22 protein-coding genes are annotated in these 24,616 nt (G+C 71.9%); 11 read left to right on the top strand and 11 right to left on the bottom strand.

Going from position 1 to position 24,616, the window contains the following annotated elements; all coding sequences use genetic code 11:
* Window positions 1-72: 72 nt before the first annotated feature.
* From ACIQCJ_RS21625 to ACIQCJ_RS21615, 3 genes are all read right to left on the bottom strand, one after another.
* The gene (locus ACIQCJ_RS21625; protein WP_355345388.1) at window positions 73-1,056 is read right to left on the bottom strand and encodes an N-acetylmuramoyl-L-alanine amidase; all 984 of its coding nucleotides are present in this window, start codon (window positions 1,054-1,056) and stop codon (window positions 73-75) included.
* Window positions 1,057-1,245: 189 nt separating this feature from the next.
* Window positions 1,246-1,896: a class I SAM-dependent methyltransferase gene (locus ACIQCJ_RS21620; RefSeq protein WP_402712256.1), complete on the bottom strand. Its 651-nt coding sequence runs from the start codon at window positions 1,894-1,896 to the stop codon at window positions 1,246-1,248.
* A 44-nt stretch (window positions 1,897-1,940) separates the two neighbouring features.
* Complete coding sequence (locus ACIQCJ_RS21615) at window positions 1,941-2,528, bottom strand: hypothetical protein (RefSeq protein ID WP_402712255.1); 588 nt, start codon at window positions 2,526-2,528, stop codon at window positions 1,941-1,943.
* Between the two features lie 138 nt (window positions 2,529-2,666).
* Here ACIQCJ_RS21615 and ACIQCJ_RS21610 point away from each other — a divergent pair, with 138 nt between their 5' ends.
* Window positions 2,667-4,121: a DHA2 family efflux MFS transporter permease subunit gene (locus ACIQCJ_RS21610; RefSeq protein WP_391116493.1), complete on the top strand. Its 1,455-nt coding sequence runs from the start codon at window positions 2,667-2,669 to the stop codon at window positions 4,119-4,121.
* Here ACIQCJ_RS21610 and ACIQCJ_RS21605 read toward each other — a convergent pair.
* Entirely contained in the window at window positions 4,072-5,049 is a 978-nt protein-coding gene (locus tag ACIQCJ_RS21605) for a helix-turn-helix transcriptional regulator (protein ID WP_402712254.1), read from the bottom strand. The two genes, ACIQCJ_RS21610 and ACIQCJ_RS21605, sit on opposite strands and share 50 nt — an antisense overlap.
* A gap of 810 nt (window positions 5,050-5,859) precedes the next feature.
* On the opposite strand from ACIQCJ_RS21605, the gene ACIQCJ_RS21600 reads away from it, so the two are divergent.
* Together ACIQCJ_RS21600 and ACIQCJ_RS21595 are read left to right on the top strand one after the other, a co-directional pair.
* Entirely contained in the window at window positions 5,860-6,513 is a 654-nt protein-coding gene (locus ACIQCJ_RS21600; RefSeq protein WP_355345373.1) for a hypothetical protein, read from the top strand.
* Window positions 6,514-6,665: 152 nt separating this feature from the next.
* Window positions 6,666-7,019, top strand: a complete 354-nt coding sequence (locus tag ACIQCJ_RS21595) for a hypothetical protein (RefSeq protein ID WP_402712253.1) — start codon at window positions 6,666-6,668, stop codon at window positions 7,017-7,019.
* 212 nt (window positions 7,020-7,231) lie between these two features.
* Here ACIQCJ_RS21595 and ACIQCJ_RS21590 read toward each other — a convergent pair whose 3' ends face one another.
* The 3 genes from ACIQCJ_RS21590 to ACIQCJ_RS21580 all read right to left on the bottom strand — a co-directional run bounded on the left by ACIQCJ_RS21590 (window position 7,232) and on the right by ACIQCJ_RS21580 (window position 9,436).
* The gene (locus tag ACIQCJ_RS21590; protein WP_402712252.1) at window positions 7,232-7,792 is read right to left on the bottom strand and encodes a hypothetical protein; all 561 of its coding nucleotides are present in this window, start codon (window positions 7,790-7,792) and stop codon (window positions 7,232-7,234) included.
* 86 nt (window positions 7,793-7,878) lie between these two features.
* Window positions 7,879-8,328 (bottom strand): SRPBCC family protein, encoded by a 450-nt coding sequence (locus tag ACIQCJ_RS21585; protein WP_402712366.1) that lies wholly within the window; start codon window positions 8,326-8,328, stop codon window positions 7,879-7,881.
* A gap of 118 nt (window positions 8,329-8,446) precedes the next feature.
* Window positions 8,447-9,436 carry an SDR family oxidoreductase gene (locus ACIQCJ_RS21580; RefSeq protein ID WP_402712251.1) on the bottom strand — a complete coding sequence of 330 codons (990 nt, stop codon included), beginning with the start codon at window positions 9,434-9,436 and terminating at the stop codon, window positions 8,447-8,449.
* Window positions 9,437-9,620: 184 nt separating this feature from the next.
* On the opposite strand from ACIQCJ_RS21580, the gene ACIQCJ_RS21575 reads away from it, so the two are divergent.
* The gene (locus ACIQCJ_RS21575; protein WP_402712249.1) at window positions 9,621-10,223 is read left to right on the top strand and encodes a TetR/AcrR family transcriptional regulator; all 603 of its coding nucleotides are present in this window, start codon (window positions 9,621-9,623) and stop codon (window positions 10,221-10,223) included.
* 4 nt (window positions 10,224-10,227) lie between these two features.
* On the opposite strand, the gene ACIQCJ_RS21570 is transcribed toward ACIQCJ_RS21575, so the two are convergent.
* Window positions 10,228-10,833, bottom strand: a complete 606-nt coding sequence (locus tag ACIQCJ_RS21570; protein ID WP_391047638.1) for a response regulator — start codon at window positions 10,831-10,833, stop codon at window positions 10,228-10,230.
* A 219-nt stretch (window positions 10,834-11,052) separates the two neighbouring features.
* Between ACIQCJ_RS21570 and ACIQCJ_RS21565 the strand changes: the two genes are divergently transcribed.
* The 4 genes from ACIQCJ_RS21565 (at window position 11,053) to ACIQCJ_RS21550 (ending at window position 18,067) form a co-directional block, all read left to right on the top strand.
* A complete protein-coding gene (locus ACIQCJ_RS21565) occupies window positions 11,053-11,418 on the top strand; it encodes a nuclear transport factor 2 family protein (protein ID WP_355345356.1) in 366 nt (121 codons plus the stop codon).
* 298 nt (window positions 11,419-11,716) lie between these two features.
* Entirely contained in the window at window positions 11,717-12,367 is a 651-nt protein-coding gene (locus tag ACIQCJ_RS21560) for a PRC-barrel domain-containing protein (RefSeq protein ID WP_402712248.1), read from the top strand.
* 140 nt (window positions 12,368-12,507) lie between these two features.
* Window positions 12,508-14,109 carry an FG-GAP repeat domain-containing protein gene (locus ACIQCJ_RS21555; protein WP_402712247.1) on the top strand — a complete coding sequence of 534 codons (1,602 nt, stop codon included), beginning with the start codon at window positions 12,508-12,510 and terminating at the stop codon, window positions 14,107-14,109.
* A gap of 268 nt (window positions 14,110-14,377) precedes the next feature.
* Window positions 14,378-18,067, top strand: coding sequence for a LamG-like jellyroll fold domain-containing protein (locus ACIQCJ_RS21550; RefSeq protein ID WP_402712246.1), 3,690 nt, complete (start codon window positions 14,378-14,380; stop codon window positions 18,065-18,067).
* A 27-nt stretch (window positions 18,068-18,094) separates the two neighbouring features.
* Here the strand turns inward: ACIQCJ_RS21550 and ACIQCJ_RS21545 are convergent, their stop codons facing one another.
* From ACIQCJ_RS21545 to ACIQCJ_RS21535, 3 genes are read right to left on the bottom strand one after another with little or no spacing between them, the layout of a single operon-like run.
* Complete coding sequence (locus ACIQCJ_RS21545; protein ID WP_402712245.1) at window positions 18,095-19,462, bottom strand: sensor histidine kinase; 1,368 nt, start codon at window positions 19,460-19,462, stop codon at window positions 18,095-18,097.
* Window positions 19,459-20,190, bottom strand: a complete 732-nt coding sequence (locus ACIQCJ_RS21540; RefSeq protein ID WP_355345344.1) for an ABC transporter permease — start codon at window positions 20,188-20,190, stop codon at window positions 19,459-19,461. The genes ACIQCJ_RS21545 and ACIQCJ_RS21540 overlap by 4 nt, the downstream gene beginning before the upstream one ends.
* Entirely contained in the window at window positions 20,187-21,242 is a 1,056-nt protein-coding gene (locus ACIQCJ_RS21535; protein ID WP_401853161.1) for an ATP-binding cassette domain-containing protein, read from the bottom strand. The genes ACIQCJ_RS21540 and ACIQCJ_RS21535 overlap by 4 nt, the downstream gene beginning before the upstream one ends.
* Window positions 21,243-21,560: 318 nt before the next feature.
* On the opposite strand from ACIQCJ_RS21535, the gene ACIQCJ_RS21530 reads away from it, so the two are divergent.
* The 3 genes from ACIQCJ_RS21530 (at window position 21,561) to ACIQCJ_RS21520 (ending at window position 24,593) form a co-directional block, all read left to right on the top strand.
* A complete protein-coding gene (locus ACIQCJ_RS21530; protein WP_402712244.1) occupies window positions 21,561-22,436 on the top strand; it encodes a MaoC/PaaZ C-terminal domain-containing protein in 876 nt (291 codons plus the stop codon).
* A 118-nt stretch (window positions 22,437-22,554) separates the two neighbouring features.
* A complete protein-coding gene (locus ACIQCJ_RS21525; protein WP_355345335.1) occupies window positions 22,555-23,640 on the top strand; it encodes a Zn-dependent alcohol dehydrogenase in 1,086 nt (361 codons plus the stop codon).
* Window positions 23,641-23,654: 14 nt separating this feature from the next.
* On the top strand, window positions 23,655-24,593 hold the full coding sequence (locus ACIQCJ_RS21520) for a 3-oxoacyl-ACP reductase (protein ID WP_401304179.1): 939 nt from the start codon (window positions 23,655-23,657) through the stop codon (window positions 24,591-24,593).
* Window positions 24,594-24,616: the final 23 nt, after the last annotated feature.

The following is a 24,616-nucleotide window of genomic DNA, read 5'->3' as shown; positions in this document are numbered from 1 at the left end:
CGGGTGTGATCATGTCCGGACAGCCAGGTATGACCATTGGTGCACGATCCATACCGGACTGCTACAGCCCTGTCACCTCTTCCCTTCGAGGAAGGCGGTGAGGCCGTCGGCGATCCCCTGGGCAGCGTGCTGCCGCCACGCGGAGTCCGTCAACGACTTGGCGTCATGAGCGTTGCGCATGTTCCCGCACTCGATGAACACCTTCGGAACGGTGGACAGGTTGAGCCCGCCGAGGTCGTCGCGGACCGTCATCCCCGTACCGCCGCCGAGGTAGTCGGCGAAGTGCTCGCCGGTCGCCGCGGCGAAACGCGAACGCAGCGTCGTGGCCAGCAGATACGAGGGCGCCGCGATCTTACGGGTGTCCGCGATGCCCACGTGCACCGACGTGGGCGCGATCACATGGAAGCCGGACGCCGACGCGGGCGCGCCGTCCGCGTGGATCGACAGGGCCGCGTCCGCGTGCGCCGCGTTCCCGATCCGGGCCCGCTCGTCCACGCACGGGCCGAACGCCCGGTCGCCGTCGTACGTCAGCTTCACCTGCGCGCCGCGCGCCAGCAGGATCGCCCGCACCCGGTGCGCGACGTCCAGGGTGTACGTCGCCTCCGCGTAACCGGAGTTGGTCTCCGTCCCCGTGGTGTCGCACTCCTTGCGGGCGGTGCCGATGTTCACCAGCTTGTTGATCTCCGCCGTGTGCTTGGCGTTGTTGAGATTGTGGCCGGGGTCGAGGACGACGACCTTTCCCGCCAACGGCCTCATCGCGCCCGCGGTGTTGAGCGGTCGGGGGGAGGCCGTCGCCTGCGCGGTCGGGGCCGTGCCCGCCAGGTCCGCCTGCGGCGCCGAGCCCTTCTGGCCGTCGTCGCCGGTACCCGCCGAGGTCGGTGAGGCCGACGGCGAGGACGTCGGCGCGGCCCGTACCGCGCTGTCCTGCTCCGAGCCCCCGGAATCGCCCACCGCGTGGTACACCAGACCACCTGCCAGGCACGCCGGTACGACCACGGCGACGGCGATGATCAGAGAGCGGCGCTTGCCGCCCCCGTACGACTCGTTCCTGAACACGCCAGCGACTCTATCGGCCTCGCGGACATCCCTGAAGGGCGGTCGCGCGGCGCGGCCGGGGAGCTACGGAGGGCGAGGTGGTCGTGACGGCGACGGGTGGCGTGGGCCGCTCGGCCGTATGCCGCGCGGGGCGTGCGGGGCGGGGCGGGGCCGCGGTTCGTGCGGCTGCCCGGCCGTAGGACGCGCGGGCTACGGTTCGAACGGGCCCGGCAGCCTGCGCAGCACATGCAGTGACCCCGTCGCCGAGACCTCGGCGAAGGCGCCGGAGTCCAGCGCGCGCCGGTACACCCGGTACGGCGCCTGCCCGCCGTCGGCCGGGTCCGCGAACACGTCGTGGATCACCAGCAGCCCGCCCTCGGCGACCAGCGGCCCCCACCCCTCGTAGTCGCCGCCCGCGTGCTCGTCGGTGTGCCCACCGTCGATGAACACCAGCCCGAGCGGCTGCCGCCACACCCTGGCGACCTGCGGTGACCTCCCGACCACCGCGATCACGTGCTCTTCGAGGCCCGCCTCGTACAGCGTCCTGCGGAAGGCCGGGAGCGTGTCCATCAGCCCCGTCGCCTCCTCCACCACCAGTTCCGGGTCGTGGTACTCGCCGTTGCCCCAGTTCCGCTGCTGCTCCTCGCTGCCCCGGTGGTGGTCGACGGTCACCGCCACCGTGCCCGCGCCCCGGGCCGCGTCCGCCAGCAGGATCGTCGACCGCCCGCAGTACGTGCCCACCTCCAGCAGCGGCAGCCCGAGTCCGGCCGCGGCCTCCTTCGCCGCCGCGTACAGGGCCAGGCCCTCGTCCCGTGGCATGAACCCCTTCGCGGCCTCGAACGCCGCCACCACATCCGTCATGGGGTTCACCTTATTTCCGCCGGGACGCGGGCCGGGCCGGGGCCTTATGCGCCGGTGCCCGAGGCCGCGAGGCCGATACGCAGCACGGCGGCCCTGCCCACGACGCCGAGCAGCTGGAGACTCAGCTTGTTCACCCTCCCCTTGGTGCCCGCCTCGCAGGTCAGGTCGGTGGAGCCGGAGTCCTCGTCCGACGGGCCGGTGACGCTCATCTGGCAGCCGCCGTCGGAGTCGAACTGCGACTGGATCAGCGGTGCGGTCAGCATGACCGTGTGACCCCCGACCGAGGTCACCGTGAGCCGTCCGACACCGGACCGCGCGGGCACCGGAATCGTGTCGCCCTCGGTCACCCGGACCTCGCAGCGCCCGTCCCTGCACAGCTCCGTGTCCGTGCCGTCCGACGGCACGGGCAGCGTCGGGGCGGGCGACGGGCTGGGGGTCGTGGGACTCGGGGATGGCGTGGCGGTCGTCGGTGTGCGGGACGCCGGTACGGCCCGGCCCGCGCCGTCGGAGCGGCCGGAGCCGCCCGCGCCGCCGTCGCCGCACGATACGAGGACGGCGGCCACGGCCGCGAACAGCACGGCACGGACGAGCGGACGGAAACGGGCCGGGCCCGCGGAAGGCTGATGGTTCATGCGTACAGCCAAACCCACCTGTCCCGGGACCGGTCCCGAAGCACGTACCCCCCGGAAGTCGGCCTAGGCCCCGGCGGGGGTGGACGTAGGCCAAAATCCCGATGCTTTCGTGACAGTCGGGACGGCAGCATGGTCCCCATGAGCGATCTCCTCGGACAGCGCGAACGAACCCCCCGCCGTACCGGGCGCCCGGCGCCGCCCGCATGGGCGGTGCTGGTCGCGGTGTGCGCGGGCCAGTTCCTCGTGGTGCTCGACGTGTCCGTCGTGAACGTGGCGCTGCCGTCGATGCGTACGGACCTGGCGCTGAGCCAGGCCGGTCAGCAGTGGGTGGTGAACGCGTACGCGATCACCTTCGCCGGCCTGCTGATGCTCGGCGGCCGGGCCGCCGACCTCTTCGGCCGCAAGCGCGTCTTCCTCGTCGGCCTCGGCCTGTTCACGGCCGCGAGCCTCGCGGGCGGCCTCGCGCAGTCCTCGGGGCTGCTGATCGCCGCCCGCACCCTCCAGGGCATCGGCGCCGCCGTACTGGCGCCCACCACGCTCGCCATCCTCACCACGTCCTTCCCCGAGGGCCCCGAGCGGACGAGGGCGATCGGCACCTGGACGGCGGTCGGCGCGGGCGGCGGCGCGGCGGGCGGCCTGGTCGGCGGCCTGCTGACCGACTACCTGTCGTGGCGCTGGGTGCTGCTGGTCAACGTGCCGATCGGCGCGCTGGTGATCGTCGGCGCCGCGCTGTGGCTCACCGAGAGCCGCGGCGGTACGAGCCGCCGTCTCGACGTACCCGGCGCCGTCCTCGTCACCGGCGGTGTCGCCGCCCTCGCGTACGGCATCGCCGAGAGCGAGTCGCACGGCTGGACGTCCGCCACCGCGCTGCTGCCGATCATCGGGGGCGCCGTCCTGCTCGGCGGCTTCGTCGCCGTCGAGGCCAGGACCGCCCAGCCGCTGATGCCGCTGCGCCTGTTCCGTATCCGTTCGGTGTCCGCGGCCAACACCGTCCTGCTCGCGGCCGGGGCCGCGACCTTCGCCACCTGGTACTTCCTGTCGCTGTACATGCAGAATGTGCTGCACTACAGCCCGGTGCGGGCCGGTCTGTCCTTCCTGCCGCACACCGTCAGCATCATCGTCGGCTCCAAGCTGGCGCCCCGGCTGATGAGTTACGTGGACAGCCGGATCGTCGGCGCGGCGGGCGGGCTCATCTCGGCGGCGGGTCTGGCCTGGCAGAGCCGGCTCACCGTGGACGGGGCCTTCCTCACCTCGATCCTCGGGCCCGGTGTCCTCACCATGTTCGGCGCGGGCCTGATGATGACCCCCATCGCGGCGGCGGCCACCTCCGGTGTCGGCATGAGCGAACAGGGGCTCGTCTCCGGCCTCCTCAACACCTCCCGCCAGCTCGGCGGGGCACTCGGGCTCACGATCCTCGCGACCGCCGCCGCCAGCCGTATCTCCTCCCGCGGGCACGCGGGAGCGTCGGCGGCCCGCGCGCTGACCTCGGGTTACTCCCTGGCCTTCCTGATCAGCGCGGCCTTCCTGGTCGTGGGCACCGCGCTCACGGCGCTGTTGCCGAAGCCGACTCCGAAGATCGTTCCGGTGTCGTAGCAGGTGTCGTAGCCGGGCCTGTGGCCGTAGCCGGTGCCGGTGCCGGTGCCGGTGCCGGTGCCGGTGCCGGGCCTGTGGCCGTAGCCGGGCCTGTGGTCGGGGCCGCCGTCGCGTCGGCGCGGAGCAGCGCGAGCTTCTCCGCGGCGTCGGTGCCCTCGACCGGGAACGACGCCAGCATCCGTACGTCGTCCTCGGGTGTGAGCAGCACCTCGCAGCGCAGCCGGACCAGCCCGACCCGCGGGTGCAGCACGTTCTTGCGGTCCGCGCGGCGCACCGCGACCTCGTGCCGCTCCCACAGCGCGCGGAATTCGGCGCTGCTGTCGAGCAGATCCCGCACCAGGTCGGCGAGGCCCCGGTGCCCGGCGCGGCGGGAGTACGTCGAGCGGAGGTCGCCGACGTGCGCCGCCGACATCCGCGGCCAGTCCTCCTCCGGCACCCGCGCGCGCCAGGCCGGATCGGTGAACCACTGCCAGAAGATGTTGTTCTCGCGGCCGGGGCCCGTGACGTCCCGGCCGGTGAGCGCGTCCTGGAGCGCGTTCGTCCACACCACCTCGCCGAGGTCGGTGTAGATGCACACCGGCACGTCCACCAGACGGCTCGCGAGGCTGATCAGCCCCGGACGGATCCGGTTCCCGGCCAGGCGCGGCGGCGCCGACAGCCCGACGAGGTGGAACAGGTGGTCCCGCTCGTCCGGGTCGCAGCGCAGCACACGCGCGAGCGCCGCCACGACGGACTCGGACGGCGCCGAGCCGCGCGCCTGCTCCAGCCGCGTGTAGTGATCCGTCGACACCCCCGCCAGCTGCGCCACCTCCTCGCGCCGCAGCCCCGGCGTCCGCCGCCGTACCCCCTCGGCCAGGCCGACGTCCGCGGGCCGCAGCGCCTCCCGCCTCCGGCGGAGGAAGTCGGCCAGCCCTGTCCTGTCGATCACCCTTCCATTCTCCGAGCCCGCCGCCCTTTTAGCCAGGGAGAACCTGTCCCTGGCTACCGCCCGCGGGCGACTGCGCCGAGGTCCGCGGGCACCCGGCCGGTCCACTCGGTGGCCACGTCGACTTCCCCGGTCCCCGGGGTCGGCCACCACCCACACCACGCACAGCGCGCACAGCGCGCCTGGCGGGACGTCATCGACCTGCTCGCCGAGTGCCTGCCCGTAACGGAACGATCCGGTCAGCAACCGCCTTTCCGGGCATCGTCGTTGACCACGCACGGCAGGCCGAGAGGCTCCGCGCGGTGCCTGCGGCAACTGCGGCACACGGATCTTCCTGCCCGGCCGCGCTCTGGCCGACCGTCAACCGGTGGCCGGCCGGGCCCGAGCCGCGGTCGCACGTCGGTATGCCTCGCATATGCGGGAGGTAAATGTTTGGCATGCTCGCGGCGGTGGTGCCAGTGAGGCGGAACTGCCACCCGCCGCCGACGTCCATGGCGGCGCTCCGGCTGGCGGTTCGTCAATTCTCTTTGTGGGCGGCGACGTTCTCCGGTCCGACCGCGCGGGGCGTGGGCCACTGCGGGGCGCGAGCGGGTGGTTGGGGGAGCCGCAGGCCGACCGGATGTCCCTTTTGGTGTTTCTCAGGGGAGGCTCAAGTGGCCTCCGAGTTCCTTGACGATCTTGTGGCGGATGCCGCAAGGTCTGCTCAGCTCTCCCACAGGGAGCCTTTGACCAGCAGAAATCTGGCTCGGGCCAGAAAGGGTGGGGTACATCGTCATGCGTGATCACTCGTTGCGCCGTCGTGCCGTCAGAGCGGTGGCGGGCACGTCAACCGCGCTCGTCCTGTTTAGCGGGGTCGGCATGCAGGCGGCCTTCGCTGACGACAGCGACACGGTCGGCGACTCGTCGACCGTGCACGAGACGCCGGTCGACGACGTCGACGAATCCGACGCGGTGGACGTTCCGGCAAGCCAGCTCGGCACCGAGCCGGACATCCCGAGCACGCCTCCGGGGGGAGGCAATCACCCCGGCGGCCAGTACTGCGACCCGGTCTCGGTGTATACCCCGACGTATAAGGGCGGCTACCACATGCGCGCCGTCGGGCCCACGCAGGCCAACACGAACGCGACCAGCAGGTCGATGACATCGACGTTCAGCTCGTCGACGACCGGTACGGTCGGAGTGTCCCTGTCGGGGACACTGAGCACCAGCGTCAGTGTGCTGATCGCCAAGATCGAGACGAAGTACGACGTGTCGCTCAGCAGTTCACTGTCGGTGGGATTCTCCAACTCCTCGTCCATCACCACACCGGCGCACTACACCACCTTCGCGACGTACGGCGTCTACCGCCTGCGCAACCAGGGCGTGAGCTACCACTACTACACCAACTGCGCCACCACGGCTCACGTCACCGTCACCAGCTACACCCCGCACCATGTGGGCTGGTACATCTCCGAATCGAAGAACTAGTGCCCGCCCACCGGATCAGCGCCGCCGCACTGGCCGCAGCCCTTGCCGCCGTGCTCGCAGGGTGCACGACCGGCCACTCCGCCCCTGACCCGACACCGACGCGCACGGGCTCCCCGACCGTGCCGGTCGCTGTCGACCCACACGCACCGTCGGTGGCCAAGGCCCCCAACCTGAGCGAGGTGAACGTCCCCACCCTGGCGTCGGCGGCCTCCCTGAGCAAGGACACCGAGTTCCCTCTCATAGGCGGCATTCGGGCGAGCAAGACCCTGGCCATCGCCGTGAACTGCAAAGGCACCGGGACACTCACCGTCGCCATCGAACCTTCCGGGCTCAGCTTCCCCCTGCGCTGCATCCCAACGCAGGTGACGCCGACCGTGAACGAAATACGGTTCGCCTCCACCAGCAAGCAGGCACAGATCACGTTCACGCTGTCACCCATGTCCGACCTGGCCTGGTCGTACTCCGCCGGGTGGGACCCGCATCCGGCTCAGCTCGACCAGAGCTAGACCCGCGCCCCGCCCGGCCACCGTCGATCGTCACAGTTCGGAGGCACCGGAGAGCATCTTCTTGCGCCCCTGCATATGCGTGACCGTGCCCGAACCGCGGCCCAAAGACACCACCCCGCGGCGGCTCGGCACGACGGACTCGACCCTGACGTTGTCTGCCCTGACGCAGCGGGCGACGGCGTCGTTCGTGTACGCGAGATGCCTGTCCCCGGCTACCGCCCGCGGGCGGACGTCTTGTGCGGGAGGCCGCGGATGTAGGGGGCGAAGAGCAGGGACCAGTTGCCCACGGCGTGGTGGGCGCGCAGTGTCTGTTCGGCCTCTTCCGCGTCGGCGGGGAGGTCGGCGGGGACATCGGCCGGGAGGCCGGCTGCTGGGAGGTCCGCGGGCGCGTGGCCGTCCCATTCGGTGGCCGCGTCGAGCAGGTACAGCAGGTGTCCGGCCGCCGGGCCCGCGTCCCCGGCCTCCAAGGCGCTCGTGGTGAAGGCGCGCTGTTCGTCGCGCCACACCAGGTCCGAGCTGTCGACGGCGGACGCGACCAGCTCCGCCCAGTACGCCTCGTCGTGGGCGCCGGTGCGCTGCCGCATGTGCCGCGCGGCGAACCGCGCCATGGCTCCCGCGTCGTCGATCAGCGGGGAGAGCACCTGGTCGGAGGTGAAGTCGAAGCCGAACCAGAGGCGGCGGCCGTCGAGGACCAGCGATTCGATCCCGCCGACCACCTCGGTACGCCCGGCCAGCCCGGCCTCCGTATCCGCCGCCGCGCCCTCGACCGCCATGGTGGCCCCCTCATCGCTCGTTCCCGCTACCGCCGGAGTCTGTGAGGAGTTGTCTATCGCACGGCACTGACACCCGCGGGGGCGTCTTACGGCCGTCCGGCCGCTTCGAGCAGGCTCTTGAGCCGGGCCAGGTCGGCGGTGACGGACTCGGCGTCGCGCCGGAATTCGTCGTCGCTCGTCTCCGGCTGTCGCCGAAGCGTGAAGACGACCTCGCTGGCCGGGCCGTCCGCGATCACCCGGACCGGGTTGGAGACGGTCCGCCCGGAGGGCAACGTGACGTCGTGGTCGAGCACGCCCCACTCGTTGGCGGGCGAGAAGGCGACGGTCACCCGCCCCAAGGGGGCGGATCGCGCGACCCATTGACCGTCGATCTCCTCGATCGAGCCGCCCAGCCCGTGCGCCCACTCCGGCAGATTCGCCGGGTCCGAGGCGTAGTCGTAGACGTCCTTGACGGGACGGTCGATACGGATGCCGAGGTGCCGGGATTCCCTGCCTGCGCCCTTCCTGCTTGAGCCGTCCCTGCCTGCGCCGTCCATGCGTGTGCTGTCCCTGCCTGTGCTGTCCATGCCGTTGCTGTTGTCCATGACCGTGACGCTACGGCCGACCGGCGCCGTTTTCTTGAACGAATCGGACATCGCGGGAATCCCGCGGCGCTCAGCCGAAGTAGTGGCCGTCCTTCAGATCCGCGAGCAGGCCGGGGCGGGTCGGCCGCCAGTCGAGCAGATCGCGCGTGATCCGCGCGGAGGCGGGGCCGTCGACGGCCCAGAAGCGGCCGAGCCAGCCGACGTACTCCCCGGCCTGCTCGGCCGTGACGGAGACGGCGGGGACGCCGAGATGCGCGGCGAAGATCTCGGCGACCTCGCGGATCGGTACGCCCTCGTCGGCGACCGCGTGCAGCACGGAACCGGCGGGCGCGGATTCGAGCGCGAGGCGGAACAGCCGGGCGGCGTCGTCGCGGTGGACGGACGGCCAGCGGTTGGCGCCGTCGCCGACGTAGGCCGCGGCGCCCTTCTCGCGCGCGAAGCCGATCGCGACCGGCATGAACCCGTTGTCGCCGGTGCCGTGCGTGGCGGGCGGGAGGCGTACGACGCTGGAACGGACGCCGTGGCCGGCGAGGGCCTGCACGTAGTGGGCGTTGCCGATCCGGCCGCCGGAGCCGCTGATCGGGGCATCGGTGCTGTCAGTGGCACCGGTGCCGTCACCGCCGTCGGTGCTATCGGTGTCGCCCTCCGTGCTCGCGGCCCGCGCGAGACCGTCGCGTTCGGTGGCGACGACGCCGGGCGCCAGCCCGAGCACGCCGAGGATGCCGGAGGCGATGACGAAAGGCTTGTCCGTACCGGTCAGGGCCTCGCCGAAGGTCTCGATCGCCGCGCGGTCGGCGTCGGTGGCACCGGCGAAGTCGCCCGCGAAGGCGATGTCGTGCTTGAACGCCAGGTGGACGACCCCGTCGGACGACGCGGCGGCCTCCCGCAGCGTGCCGAGGTCGTCGAGCGAGCCCGGCAGGACCTCGGCGCCCGCGGACCGCAGGGTCCGGGCTGCGGCATCGGAGCGGGCGAGCCCGACGACCGAGTGACCCGCGGTGATCAGCTCGGGTACGAGCCCGCGGCCGACCCAGCCCGACGCTCCTGTGACGAAAACGCGCATGGGGAACCTCCAGAAAGGGGCGCGCCCGTCCGGCGAATCCGTAGCGGGCGGCCTTGCGGTCACCCTCTATTCTTTGTACGGTCGTGCAAGAAAAGTCAAGCGGTGACGGCGGCCGGTGCGCGAGGGAGGATGGACGACGGCGGACCGCGACGAACAGGACGGACCGCGACGGTCGCGACGGACCGTGACGATCACGAACGACCGCGACGATCAACCGGAGGCAGCGATGGCGGGGCGCCCCGTCGACCACCAGCGGCGCGCGGAACTGCTCGACGCGGTGGTCGACTACACGGTCGAGCACGGCTTCTCCGAGGTGTCGTGGCGGCCGGTCGCCGCCGCCCTCGGGGTGTCGCCCACGACCCTCGTCCACCGCTTCGGCACCAAGGAGCAGATGCTCCAGGCCGTCCTCGGGCGCCTGCGTGAACGCATCTTCCAGGCCACCAACGAGACGGCCGGACACCAGCCCGATCTGGCGACGTCCGTACGCGCCGTCTGGCGACGCGCCTCGGACCCGCGCCAAGGCGCCGAGTTTCGGCTCTTCTTCGCCGTCTACGGGCGGGCGCTCCAGGCGCCCGAGCAGTTCTCCGACTTCCTCGACCACGTCGTCACCGACTGGATGAACGCCCTGCGCGCCGCCCAAGGGCCCGACGTATCACCCGAGTCGGCAGTGCGTACGGCCACCCTCGTCATCGCCACCGTTCGCGGCCTGCTCCTCGACCTCCTCGCCACCGGCGACCGCGCCCGCGTCGACGACGCGGCCGAAGCGTTCCTCGCCTCGCTGGCGTGAGGGGTCAGAGCCAGCCGTTCTGGCGCGCGTGGCGTACGGCTTCGATGCGGTTACGGGTGCCGGTCTTGCCGATGGCCGCGGAAAGGTAATTGCGCACGGTGGACTCGGAGAGGAACACGCGGGCCGCGATGTCGGCGACGGTGGAGCCGTCCGCGGCGGCGTTGAGCACGTCGCGCTCACGCGGGGTGAGCGGGCTGGGTCCCGCGCTGAGCGCGGCCGCGGCCAGCGCCGGGTCGATGACGCGTTCGCCGCGCAGGACACGGCGGATGGCGTGGGCCAGTTCCTCGACGGGCCCGTCCTTGACCAGGAATCCGGCCGCGCCCGCTTCCATGGCGCGCCGCAGATACCCCGGCCGGCCGAACGTGGTGAGGATGAGCACCTGGCACGACGGCAGCCGCTCGCGCAGCTCCGCCGCCGCGTCGAGGCCGCTGCGCCCCGGCAGTTCGATGTCCAGCAGCGCGATGTCCGGCCGCGCCTCCAGCGCCTCCGCCACGATCCGGTCCCCGGCGGCCACCTGCGCGACGACCTCCAGGTCGTCCTCCAGATTCAGCAACAACGCGAGCGCGCCCCGCATCATCCCCTGGTCCTCCGCGAGCAGCACCCGCGTCAGCGCCCCGTCCCGCCGGGCGCCGTGCTCGCCGCCCCGCTCCCCGCCCTGCCCTGTCTCCCCGTCGGTCATCCCCCCACCCTAGACAGCCCTCGCCCTAGACAGCCCTCGCCCTAGGCAGCCGCCACCCTAGACAGCCCCCGCCCGCGCGGTCCGCCCGCCGTGTCCGGGACATGGCTCGCACGGCGACTATTGCCGCGAGTGGGCTGGTACTACTGGTACATGCATGAAGAGACCGCGCAGTCCGCGATCGACACGTTCATCTCCGCGTTCAACGCGTCGGACGACACCTATGTGACCGGGCTGCTCTCCCAGGCCCTGACCTCGGATGTCCTCTTCTGGGGGCCGTTGGGACGCAGCGAGGGGATCGAGGCGGTCGAACGCTTCGTGCTGGACATCCGGCGCCATCCGGCGGGGGCCGGCACGATGGAGCGCTGCTCGGCGGTGGACATGCCCGACGAGTGGGCCCGGTACGAGTGGGTCTTCACCACTCCCGACGGAGGCCCCCGCCTGACGGGAACCGACGTCGTCCATCTGCGGCGGAGCCTCATCGACCAGGTCATCGTCTTCGCCGGAGAGATCAAGTAGGCCGATTCCCCCCGCCGCCCCCGAGTTCCCCACGACGTGACCTCGGCGAGGACGTCGTGCCAGGGGAGGGCACCGGGATCGGCCGCCTCGCCGGAAGAAGCCGCCTCGCCGGAAGCCGCCTTGGCGGGACGACCTCGCGCGCAGATCCGATGATCTGAAAGAAAAGCCCTAGGTGTCCCGCCACGGGGTAGCGGTCGGGATGGGAGAAGGTGGCCTCGTCGGGCACGCGGTTCGCGGGAGGACGGTGCCGCACCTTTTCCGGTTGGGCCGCAGGCACGTCGTAGAGGAGTGAATTCGTATGACGGATGACGTCTTCGGGAGTTCCGAGGCATTGAGGGAGCTGACGATCCACGACCGGCACGGGCAATTCATCGGCCGGGTCAGCCATGTGTACGTGGACGACTGGGACCGTCGGCCGCAGTGGGTGACGGTGAGGACCGGGATGCACGGCTTCGAGGAGACGTTCGTCCCCTTGGCCGGCGCCGAGCACGAGATCGGGCGCGACACGGGCGGCGGTGTGCTGCGGGTGGCGTACGACCTCGACACGATCAAGGCCGCGCCGCGCGAGGACGCCGAGCAGCACCTCGGACTCGACCAGGAGCAGGAGTTGTACGCCCACTACGGGCTCCTCCCGCCGGAGGGCCAGGCGTCCGGCGCCCCGGGCGTGGGCGCCGACCGCCCCACCGCCCCCCTCACCGGCCACGACGAGGGCATGGACGACATCCAGGAACTCTCCGACGACCCGGCCCCCGCCCCCACCCGCTCCCGCCTCCGCAAGGCCACCCCCGCCGAAACCACCCCACCCGCATCCACCCCCTCCGAGCCCCCCACCCCCTCCGAGCCCCCCACCCCTGCGGAGCCCGCCGCCTCCTCCGAGCCCCCCACCCCGACACCCGAGGCGACCCCCTCCACCCCTCCGCCCCCTCCCGCCCCCGACGACAGGTCCTAGGCGCCCCAAGAATCCCGTTGGCGTTGTCAGACCCCCGGCGTAGATTCTTCGCGTGGTCGTCACCGACGATCACCGGATGATTACCGGCACCCACATGTGCCGGTTCCCAGGGGGGGACGATGACAGGGATGCGCGCGAGCATGCGCAGATCGAGGCGGCACGGCGGCTTGGTGGCCGCCGTACTGCTCGCCGCCGCGGCGGCGTTGACGGTGGCACCGACGGCGGCACGGGCCGCCGAGGCGGGGGGACCCGCGCCGAGCGGGCTGCGTACGACCCCGGCCCCGGTGGGCGGGGGGAGCGACGACGGGTGCGGGGCGGACGCGCCGTACGGATACATCGGGAACACCGGAATCACGTTCAACGCGACGTCGAACGGTAATCCGGGAATCCTCTACGACACCGAATTCCTCGTGCAGCCGGACGACGGCTCGGCGCCGTACGACTATTCGGCGTCCGGACTCGGAGGCGGGCAGCGCTGGTTGACCCTGCCGTCGACGGACTTCACGGACGGCGTGACATACACCTGGCGTGCCCGTGACGTGGACCGGACGGGCGCCGCCTCGGACTGGTCGGGCGACTGCCACTTCATCGCGGACCATACGCCGCCCGCGGCGCCGGTCGTGAAGTCGAAGACCTTCCCGCCGAGCAATTCGGCGGATAATCCGGCGCCGCCGGTCCGCACCACCGGGACCTTCACGTTCAAGGTGTCGGGGCCGGCCTCGGAGGACGTGGTCCGCTTCGAGTACTCGCTCAACCGCCAACCGGCCGTCGGGGGCAACCCGTCGGTGCCGGTCGGGCCGAACGGCACCGCGAGGGTGAAGCTGACGCCCACGCAGTGGGGGACCAACTTCCTCTACGTCCAGACCGTGGATCGCGCGGGGAACATCTCGGGAGCGGTGACGTACACCTTCTCCGTCTCCTCGGCCGCCGAGCGGGACCACGTCGGCGACCTCAACGGTGACGGGAAGGCCGACCTGCTCGCCACCGGCTCGGACGGCAAGCTGTACGTGCTCTACGGCAAGGGCGACGGCACGCTGAAGAAGGCCGTGACCTATGCCGACAGCGGCGACGACTGGGCGCCCGGCGTCATCGTGCGCAACGGGGACAGCACCTTCGACGGCTACCAGGACGTGTTGCGCTTCAGCGGCGCCGGCTACGCGTCCTTCTACGTCAACGACGGACTCGGCGACTTCGGCCGGTCCGGGTCGATGAGCGCACCCTGGAGCCGTGCCGACGGCACGAGTTGGACCGTCGCCCGGCAGATCCTGCACGGCAACAGCGGAAGCGGCGGTCCCTCCGGCCGGTTGGGCGACCTGCTCACGGTCGAGAACGGCAAGCTGCTGCGGTGGAACGGCGGTTACGGCCCGCTGGCGCCCACGGTGATCGCCACCGGCCTCGACCACAGCACCGTCATCACCCCCGGCGACATCACGGGTGACGGCATACCCGACATCCTCGTCCGCGACGACTCCTCCGGCACGCTCGAGCTGGCCGCGGGCAACGCGGACGGCACGGTCGCGGCTCCCGCGGACTGGACGGCGTACGGCACCGGCTTCACCGCCGCCGCCTACCCGCGCATCCTCAGCGCCGGGGACGCCAACGGGGACGGGATACCGGACCTCTACGCGGCCACCAAGCACGGCGTGCTGAAGTTCTTCGCCGGTCTGCCCGGCGGCGGCTACGCGTCCGGGGTCGGGGCGCGGGGTGGGCTGGATTGGGCGGGGGTTGTGGCGGCGGACTGACCGGGGGAAAAGCGGATAAAGGGGCTGCGGGGGGAATTCGTCCCGGAATCCGGCCCGCGGAAAGGGTGGCGGGAAAAGGCTGTACGTACCTCGGGGTTCGTGAACCCCGAGGTACGTATCGGAGCAGGTGGCGGCAGGTGCAGAAGGCGGGATTCCACTTAATTTTTTCCTGAAAGGATTGACGCGCTTCGTTAGATGGACGCAGAATCCACTTCGCTCATAGGGGAGTTCGGGTGGAACGGGGTGGGGGCGGACTGTGAATATTCGTATGCGGCGCAGAGCGCGGAAGCTGGCGTGGCGGGGGGTCGCGGTGGGGGCGGCGGCCACGGTGGCGTGGGCGGGGCTGGCGCCCCTGGACGCGACGGCGGACCCCGCGCCCGTGCCGCAGACCGAGGCGCAGCGGGACCTGGACCAGGCGCAGGCGTCCGGGCAGCCGGTGGAGGTGGTGGGGGCGCGTACGGAGAACACGACGACGTACGCGAATCCCGACGGAATCACCATGCGGCTCGACCAGTTCACGGCCCCGGTACGGGTCGCGCGGGCGGACGGCTCCTGGGCCGAGCCGGACGCGACCCTGGCCAGGAAGGCCGACGGGAGCCTGGCCCCGAAGGCGGCCGTGGTGGATCTGGCCTTCTCCGGCGGCGGCACCGCCCCGTTGGTGACGATCGGGCGCAACGGCCGCACGCTGGCCTTCAGTTGGCCCGGCACGCTGCCCGCCCCGACGCTGGACGGCGAGAGCGCCGTGTACGCCGACGTGCTGCCGGGCGTGGACCTGCGCATGACGGCGACCACGCAGGGCTACCGCGAGGTGCTGGTGGTCAAGACGCCGACCGCGGCGGCCAATCCGGCGCTGAAGCGGATCGAGTTCGGGATGCGCGCCTCCGGGCTGGACGTCAGTGACACCGCGAGCGGCGGCCTGAGCGCGGTCGGCCCCGACGGGCAGGAGCTGTTCACGTCCTCGGCCGCCCAGATGTGGGACTCGCTCGGTACGGCGTCCGACCCGGTCGACAACCCGGCCGCGCCCACGGCGAAGACGGCGCCCACCACAAAGGCCGCGCCCAGCGCCAAGACCGTGCCCACCACAAAGGCCGCGCCCAGCGCCGAGGCCGCCGAGGCCCTCGCCCCCGAAGACGGCCCGGCCCCCGGCGCCACCACCGCCACCACCCCGCTGGACGTCACCGGCACCTCCGTCGCCGTCGTCCCCGACCCCCACCTCCTCGCGGCCAAGGACACCGCCGCGTACCCGCTGTACATCGACCCCGACGTGTCGCTCGCCTCGGGCGCCCCGCAGCGCACGCTCCTGCGCAGCGACGGCTACAGCAGCTACGGCTGGGGCAACGGCACCAACGGCGAGGGCGACGGCCACTGCGGCTCCTGGAACGGCTACTACTGCGGTCCCGGCTACACGCAGCGGCTCTACTTCCAGTTCACCCCCGGCGCCCTCAAGGGCAAGAAGGTCCTGAAGGCGACCTTCCGCGTCACCTCGCCCTGGGCGTTCCAGTGCGACGCGCGCTGGACGGACCTGGAGCGCACGAACAACTTCTCGTCGTCCACGACCTGGTCGTCACGCCCCAAGGAACTCGACCTGATGGTCGACCGCTCCTTCTCGGCCGGCCGCGGCTCGACCTGCGACCCCAACTCCCCTGACGCGCCGATCGAATTCGCCGACAACCCGGACGAGACGAATGAGAATCTGACGCCCACGGTCGCGGACTTCGCCGCGGGCAAATTCGCCAAGCTCACCCTCGAACTGCGCGCGCACGACGAGTCCGACACCTCCGCGTGGAAGCGGTTCAAGAACAACGCGGCGCTGTCCGTCAACTACGTGGCCAACCCCGCGCTCCCGACGAAGATCGGTCTGGTCACGGGCAGCGGCGTGGTGTGCTCGACCAAGAGCGCCGACCCGTCGGTGATCTCCGACCCGACGCCCGCGCTGTCGTCGGTGCCGCAGACGGCGGCGGGCGGCGAGTCGGGCGCGCGGCTGCGTTCGGTCTTCAGCATGGACAAGTACACGGCGTCCAGCGCCACCTGGTCGAGCGCGTTCAGCGACATCGTGCGGCCCGCGACCGGATTCGTCGGCGACAACGTCTCACCCGGCGTCGCCACCGCGCCGACCCTGACCGACGGCACGCTGTACCGGTACCGCACATGGACCCGTTCGTACTACGACAACCAGAGCAGCTATCTGGCGGGACCGTCCAACGGCTCGACCACCGGCTGGTGTTACTTCAAGGTCGACTCCACCGCCCCCAAGGCGCCGACGGTCACCTTCGCGCGGACCTACAGCGAGTGCCTGCCCAACACCTGTGTTCCGGCGGGCGGTCCCGGCGTGGAGGGCAAGGTCGTCTTCGGGCCCGCGTCCGGTGACACCAACACCGCCTACGAGTACAAGCTGTCCTCGTCCGACGCGTGGATCGCGCTCGCGGCCGGGGTCACCAGCGCGACGATCACCCCGCCCGCCTCCGGCACGTACCACCTGGACGTCCGCGCCAAGGACGTCGTCGGGCGCTGGGGAGCGGAGACGGTGAAGGACTTCCTGGTCGCGGCTGGTGCGGGTCCGGTCGGGCAGTGGAGCTTCGACGAGAGCGGCGGCCAGGCCGTCGACACCTCGACCACCGTGGCGGCGCAGCAGCACAACGCGACGCTGTCCGGCACCGGCGCGGTCCGCGACGCCAACGGCCGCCGCGGCGACCTGCCGGACGGCAACGGCGGCAGCACCCCGGACAAGGGCCTGCACCTGGACGGGACGTCGGGGTACGCCTCGACGGCGGGGCCCGTACTGGAGACCCGCTCGGCGTACACCGTCTCGGCGTGGGTGAAGCTGGACACCACCACACCCAACGGCATCGTGCTCTCCCAGGACGGGGTGACGTACAGCCCGTTCATCCTCGCCTACGACCACGGCCTGAGCACCTGGTTCTTCGGGGTCAAGCAGCAGGACGCCAACACCGGCACCGCGTACTACGGAGTGGCGGCCAAGTCCCCGCCCAGGACCGGGGTGTGGACCCACCTGCTGGGCAGCTACGACCCGGCGACCTCGCAGAGCGCGCTGTACGTGAACGGCGTGCTCCAGGGCACCGCGACCACCACCGGCTCGTGGTCGGCGACCGGCGCCTTCCAGATCGGGCGGTACAAGTGGGGGACGTACCAGTACAACTTCCCCGGCAGCATCGATGAGGTGAAGGTCTGGCAGCGGACGCTGACCTCGCAGGAAGCCTCCGACGAGGCGCGGCTGCTCGGCACCGACGGCAAGGCCCAGGTCGAACTGACCGCGGCCTGGGACCCGTCTGGCGCCTCCGGCACCACCCTCGCCGACACCGCCTCCGGTTACGGCCGCACCCTGACCACCTCGGGCGGCGCCACCCTCGACGGCGACACCATCGCCCTCGACGGCGCCACCGGTTCGGTCTCCACGCCCGGCTCCGTCGTGGACGACACCGGCTCCTTCACGGTCACCACCCGCACCCAGCTCGACGCGGCGGCCCTGGTCACCCACCCCGTCGGCTACACCGAACAGATCGCGGGGCAGCGCTCGGCCGACGGCTCCTCGTGGGGCGTGTGGTTCAAGTACACCGGCACCACCACCACACTGGACGACGACGGCAACGTCATCACCGTCCCCCAGGGCCAGTGGCTCTTCGGCCGGGTCGCCACCGACGGCACCTTCACCGGCGCCGTCTCGCCCAACGACGACCCCAGCGGCGGCAGCGCCGACGGCACCGTCCAGGTCACCGGCGTCCTCGACGCCCAGTCCGGCACGGTCAGCCTCTACCTCGGCGACAACCTCCAGGACACCCAGCCCTTCACCGCCGTCCAGGGAGCGGGCGACTTCACCGGCGGCCGCGCCTACGTCGGCGGGACGTGGGGGCACTACCTGGCGGGCCAGATCGAGGACATCCGCGTCTGGTCGGGCGCGATGACCGACTCCGACCAGATCACGTCGGTCATCGACGGCTGACCCCGGTCGGACGGCGGCCCCGGCCGGTCAGCGCGCCGACACGGCGTGACCGGCCGGGGCCGCGTCCTCCTCCACCGGGAGGGCGGCCGTCAGGCGGAAGCCGCCGTCGGCGGCCGGGCCCGAGGTGAGGGAGCCGCCGGCGGCGGCGAGGCGTTCGGTCAGGCCGCGCAGGCCGGTACCGGTGCGGGTCCTGATGTCGCCGTCCTGACCGGACGGCGACGGGCAGGACCCGCGGCCGTTGTCGCTGATGGTCAGATGGGCCCGGCCGCGCCCGGTGGCGAGTTCGATACGGGTCAGCGTCGCGCCGCTGTGCCGGACGACGTTGGTGACGCCCTCGCGGACGACCCAGCCGAGCAGCGCCTCGGTCTGCGGGGGCAGGGGCGGGCCCGACTCCTGGACGACGACCTCGATGTCGGAGGCGGTCAGGACGGACCGGGCCCGGTCGAGTTCGGTGGACAGGCTGCCCTCGCGGTAGCCGGTGACGGCCTCACGGATCTCGGTGAGCGCCTGGCGGCCGACCGCCTCGATGTCGGCGACCTGGGCGAGCGCCGCGTCGATGTCGCGCGGCGCGATCCGGCGCGCGGCCTCGGACTTCACCACGACCACCGACAGGGTGTGCCCGAGCAGGTCGTGCAGGTCGCGTGAGAACCGCATCCGCTCCTGGGCGACCGCGCTGCGCGCCAGCTCCTGCCGGGTCTCCCTGAGCTGGGCGACGGCGTAGGAGAGCGTGATGATCACCGAGACGACCAGGCCGGACAGGAAGGTGCCGTACGCCAGGCCCGCCGTGCCCCAGAAGCCCTGGCCGTGCGTGCTCGCGGTGACTCCGGCGGTCGCGCTCAGCGGCGTCAGCATCAGGCCGAGGCCGCGGCGGGTGGAGGCCACGGCCCCGACGCTCAGCGAGACCAGCGTGTACAGCAGCAGGAAATTCCCGCCGTAGGCGATGGCCAGCGTGGCCGTACAGACGGCCAGCGCACCCAGCAGACGGTACGGGACCGGCCCCCCGCGCCACCGCTCGTGGAAAGCCGAACGGACCGTGAACACGTACAGGAGGCAGAACAGCGCGAGGCCGCAGCCCGCGAGCCAGGGGGCGGGGACCTGGCCCTGGGCGATGTCGGTGCCGGGGCCGATGACCATCAGCAGCCAGGGGTAGAGCGCGTTGCCGTCGGGAGACTTGATGTGCTCGATCTCGCGGGCGAAGTCGTGCGGTGTGCCGCGCCGCCACCAGGCCCTGCCGCACGGCTTGTCCGTGCTCTCGGCCGGGTGGTCCGCCCCGCCTGCCGGGCGGTCGGTCACGCCGTCGGCCATGCCGCTGTTCGCCGTCATGGCGGTCACCGTCCCCGTTCGGTACGCGCTGTACGTGTCCCGGCGGGAGGTCGCCTGCCGCGTCGTCGTCATGCGGTCCGCGCACCCCGCCGGTAGGAGAGGACGGCGTAACCGGCGAAGACGACCAGCCATCCGCCGAGCACGGCCACCGTACCCGCGCCGGGCGCGTGCCGGTCAAGCACGCTCCAGCCGAGCTGGCCGAAGCGCTGGGCGGGCGTCCACTGGGAGATCCGGGCGAGCCAGCGCGGGAAGGCGTCGACCGGAATCCACAGGCCGCCGACGATCGACAGGCCCATCATGCAGGCCATGCTCGTGACGCCGGTGGTCTGCGCGGTCAGCCCGTAGCCGTTGCCGAGGCCAAGCAGGGTGAAGGGGATCGTGCCCACCCACAGCAGCAGGGCGGTGGCGACCCACTGCCACGCGGCCAGGTGCACGCCGTTCACCAGCGCCCCGGCCAGCAGGACGGCGCAGATCGCGGGCAGGACGGTCACCCCGGCGGTCAGCGCCCGGCCGACCACCACACGGAACGGGCTGAGCGGCGTGACGCGGAGCTGCCGCAGCCAGCCCAGACCCTTGTCCTCGGCGACGCCGGTCCCGATGCCCATCGACGCGCCGAGCGCGCCGTACGCCGCCATGCCGACCATGTAGTACCGCGCGTAGTCGATCTTGTCCTGGCCGTCGCCGCCGACCCCGAGGTTGGTGAAGAGCAGGTACATCAGCACGGGCATGGCGAAGCCCATGACGATGAAGCCGGGGTCGCGCAGGGCGCGCCGGACTTCGAGCTTCACGTACTCGGTCATCGGACGGCTTCCTTCTGGAGGGGATGGGCGGGGGTGGAGCGCGGCGCCGGGGATTCGGCGGCCGGGGTCCCGGTCGCCGGGTGAGGTGCGGTCAGGGTCAGGAAGGCGTCCTCCAGGCTGGCCGGGACGACCTCCAGACGGCGGACGCGGTCGCTCGCCGCGAGGGCGACGACGGTGGCGTCGGAGTCGGAGGTACGCAGCAGGGCCCGGTCGCCGCGGATCTCGACGGCGGTCACACCGGGCAGCGTGCGCAGGCCCGCGGAGCCGGACCCGGCGAGGTCGAACGAGACGAGCGTGCCGCCGACGGCCTGCTTGATCTGCTCGCCGGTGCCGTCGGCGACGGTACGGCCCTGGTCGATCACCAGGATGCGGTCGGCGTGCTCGTCGGCCTCCTCCAGGTAGTGCGTGGAGAACAGCACGGTGTTGCCGCGCGCCGCGTAACCGCGCATCGACCGCCAGAACACCCGCCGCGCCTCCACGTCGAGGGCGGCCGTCGGCTCGTCCAGCACGATCAGCTCGGGGTTGCCCGCGACGGCCAGAGCGAAGCGGAGCCGTTGCGTCTGGCCGCCGGACAGCTTGTCCACGCGGCGGCCCGCCAGCTCCGTGATCCCGGCCAGCGACAGCGCCTCGGCGACGGGCATCGGCCGCGGATACGTGGCCGCCACGAACGTCACCAGTTCCTTGACGGTGGCGCGCGGGATCGGCCGCCCGTCCTGGAGCATCGCGCCGACCCGCCCGGCCCTGACCGCCTCCTGCGGCGGGCCGCCGAACAGCCGCACCTCGCCCGCGTCCGGCCGGTCCAGGCCGAGCAGCAGGCTGATGGTGGTCGACTTCCCTGCTCCGTTACGGCCGAGCAGTGCCATCGTGCCGCCGCGCGCGATCTCCAGGTCGATCCCGGCCACGGCCCTGACCGGTCCGAAGCTCTTGTGGACGGCGGTGAAGCGGACGGCGGGCGAGGTGTCGGGCCGGGCGCCGGACGAGGTGTCGGACGAGGTGTCGGACGAGGTGTCGGGCGGGGTGTCGGGCCGGGGCGTGGACGGGGTTTTCTCCATGGCCACGACGCTACGGAGGGGGGAGGGGTGGCGGGCAGAGGGGAATGTCCGCAGGGGGGCAGGACAAATGTCACGGGTGCGGTGCCCCGGCGGGCGGGGCGGCCGGGAATCCGCCGCGTCGACGGGCGGGGCGGGCCGGGAATCCCTCCAGCTGACGATGTGTCAGCTCTTCTCACTTCCTGGGCTTTGCGTTATACAGGGGCCATCTCTAGAACACGTTCTAGCCAGCGTCCCGGAAGTACCCGTCACCGGAAGTACCCGTCACCGGAAGTACCCGTCACCGGAAGTAGCCGCCACCGGAAGTGCCCCGGAGGGACCATGCCCATCGACGTCGCCAAGGCCCTCGCGGCCGAGCCGCGCCGCACCGAAATCGCCTGGAACCACAAGGACGTTCTCCTCTACCACCTGGGGATCGGCGCCGGGCGCCCGGCCACCGACGCGGACGAACTGCGCTACACGCTGGAGAGCCGGCTGCACGTCCTGCCGAGCTTCGCCACCGTCGCGGGCGGCGGGCCCGGCTCGGTGGACGGCTCGATCGGCCCCGGCATCGACGTGGACCTCGCCGCCGTCCTGCACGGCGGCCAACGCCTCGTACTCCACCGGCCGTTGCCGGTGAGCGGCCGTGCCGTACGGACCGGATCGGTCGCCGCCGTCTACGACAAGGGCAAGGCCGCCGTCATCGTGCTGCGCTCCGAAGTGGCCGACGACGACGGCCCGTTGTGGTCCTCCGACAACGAGATCTTCGTCCGCGGCGAAGGCGGATTCGGCGGCGAACGCGGTCCCTCCCGCCGCCCGAAACCGCCAACTCGCGCCCCCGACAAGGCCGTTGACGTACCCGTCCGCGAGGACCAGGCGCTGCTCTACCGGCTGTCGGGCGACTGGAACCCGCTGCACGCCGACCCCGAATTCGCCGCCACCGCCGGATTCGACCGCCCGATCCTGCACGGACTGTGCTCGTACGGCGCCACGCTCAAGGCCGTCACCGACACGCTGCTCGGCGGCGACGTCGCCCGGATCCGTTCGTACGCGACGCGCTTCGCGGGCGTCGTCTACCCCGGCGAGACGCTGCGGGTACGGATGTGGGCGGACGGGGACGGCGGCGGCGCGGGTTCCGGCCGGATCGTGGCCGCGGTGTCGGCCGTGGAGCGGGACGAGGCGCCGGTCCTGGCGGACACCGTCATCGAGCACACCTGAGCCCGTGGGGCACACCGGGCCGCGCCCGGCGGCTCTCGGCTCAGCAGCTTTCGGCCCGGTCGTCGGCCGGGCCTCCGTAGCGACCACCGTCTTCGCACCATCCGAGGGGAGCCGTACCGTGCGCGCAGCCATCCAGCAGGAGACCGGCCAGGACAAGCTCGAAGTCGTCGACGACATCGAGACCGCGGGCTTCGGGCCCGGCAAGGTACGTATCCGCGTCAAGGCCACCGGACTGTGCCACTCCGACCTGTCCGCGATGAGCGGCGTCCTGCCGCAGCCCGCGCCCTTCGTGCCGGGCCACGAGGGCGCGGGCGAGGTCGCCGAGGTCGGCGAGGGCGTCACGTCCGTCACGGCGGGCGACCGCGTCCTGGTCTGCTGGCTGCCCGCGTGCGGCGAGTGCGCGTCCTGCAAGCGCGGCCAGACCGAGCTGTGCATCGCCGGATTCCTCAACGCGGGCACCGCCAACTACCGCCGCCCCGGCGCCGCTTCACCCGACGTCTTCGGTTTCGCCGGGACCGGCACCTTCGCCGAGGAGGTCGTGGTCGACGCCAGGTGCGCGGTGCCGATCCCCGACGACGTGCCGTACGAGATCGCCGCGCTGATCGGCTGCGGGGTCACCACCGGTATCGGCGCCGCCCTCAACACCGCCCAGGTGGAGGCGGGTTCGTCGGTCGCCGTGATCGGCTGCGGCGGCGTCGGGATCAGCGTCATCCAGGGCGCGCGGGCCTCGGGCGCCGCCGAGATCGTCGCCGTCGACCCGGTCGAGTCCCGCCGCGAGGCCGCCGTCCGCTTCGGCGCCACCGAGTCCGTCGACCCCGACGGCCTCGCCGACGCCAAGAACCGGCTCACCGCGGGCGAGGGCTTCGACTACGTCTTCGAGGTGGTCGGCAAGTCCGCGACCGCGCGCGCCGCGTACGACGCCACCCGGCGCGGCGGCACCCTGTGCATCGTCGGCGCGGGCGCCATGGACGACAACCTCCAGATCAACATGTTCGAGCTGTTCTTCGACGAGAAGCGCATCCTGCCGTCCCTCTACGGCGGCGGCGACGTCCTGCGCTCCTACGACCGCGTCATCCGGCTCTGGCGCGCCGGGCGCATCGACCTCGAAGGGCTGATCACGCACCGCGTGCGCCTGGAGGACATCAACGAGGCGATCGACCAGATGCGGACGGGCGTCGCGCTGCGTACGAGCATCACGATCTGATGGGGGATCAGCCAATGCCGAACGGTGAACTCCCGCTCGCCGGACGGACCGCCGTCGTCACCGGGGCCGGGCGCGGACTCGGGCGCGCCGAAGCGCTCGAACTCGCCCGGCTCGGGGCGCACGTCGTCGTCAACGACTTCGGCCAGCCCGGCCGTGACGGCTCCGGCGCCTCCTCCGCCACCCCGGCGCAGGAGGTCGTCGCCGAGATCGCCGCCGCCGGCGGCAGCGCCGTCGCCCACCACGGCGATGTCGCCGACCACGAACAGGCGTCGGAACTCGTCCAGTTGGCCGTCGAGCACAACGGGCAGCTCGACATCCTCGTCAACAACGCCGGGATTCTCCGCGACCGCATGGTCTTCTCCATGACCGAGGACGAGTGGGACTCCGTCATCCGGGTGCACCTCAAAGGCCACTTCAACACCATTCGGTTCGCCGCCGCGCATTGGCGCTCGCGCGCCAAGTCCTCCGGGGCTCCGGTTTTCGGGCGCATCGTCAACACCGCGTCCGAGGCGTTTCTCGCCGGGTCGGCCGGACAGCCGAATTACGCCGCCGCCAAGGGGGGCATCGTCGGGCTCACGACGTCCACGGCGGAGGCGCTTCGGCGGTACGGGGTCACCGCCAACGCCATTTGTCCGCGGGCGCGGACGCGGATGACTCTTGATGTGTTCGGCTCTGCCGAGCCCGGGGGGCTCGATCCGCTGGCTCCCGAGCATGTCGCTCCGCTGGTCGGGTACCTTGCCGGGCCCGCTGCCGCGGGGGTGTCCGGGCAGGTTTTCGTTGTGCACGGGGGGATGGTGGCCGTTCTGCAACGGCCGGTGGTGGCGGCGCGGTTCGAGACGGCGAAGTCGGTGTTTTCGTATGGGGAGCTTGATGGGGTGTTGACGCCGTATTTCGAAGGGGGGGAGCGGGGGTCTTTCGCTGCCGTTGAGGTGTTGGGGCTGCGCCGCTCGTAGTTTTTCTTTGCCCGCCCGCCCAC

The sequence above is a fragment of the Streptomyces sp. NPDC093221 genome, from assembly GCF_044753885.1.
In the GTDB taxonomy this organism is placed as follows: Bacteria; Actinomycetota; Actinomycetes; order Streptomycetales; family Streptomycetaceae; genus Actinacidiphila.
The sequence above is the reverse complement of the archived record's forward strand: the minus strand, read 5'-3'. Positions and strand labels throughout refer to the sequence as shown.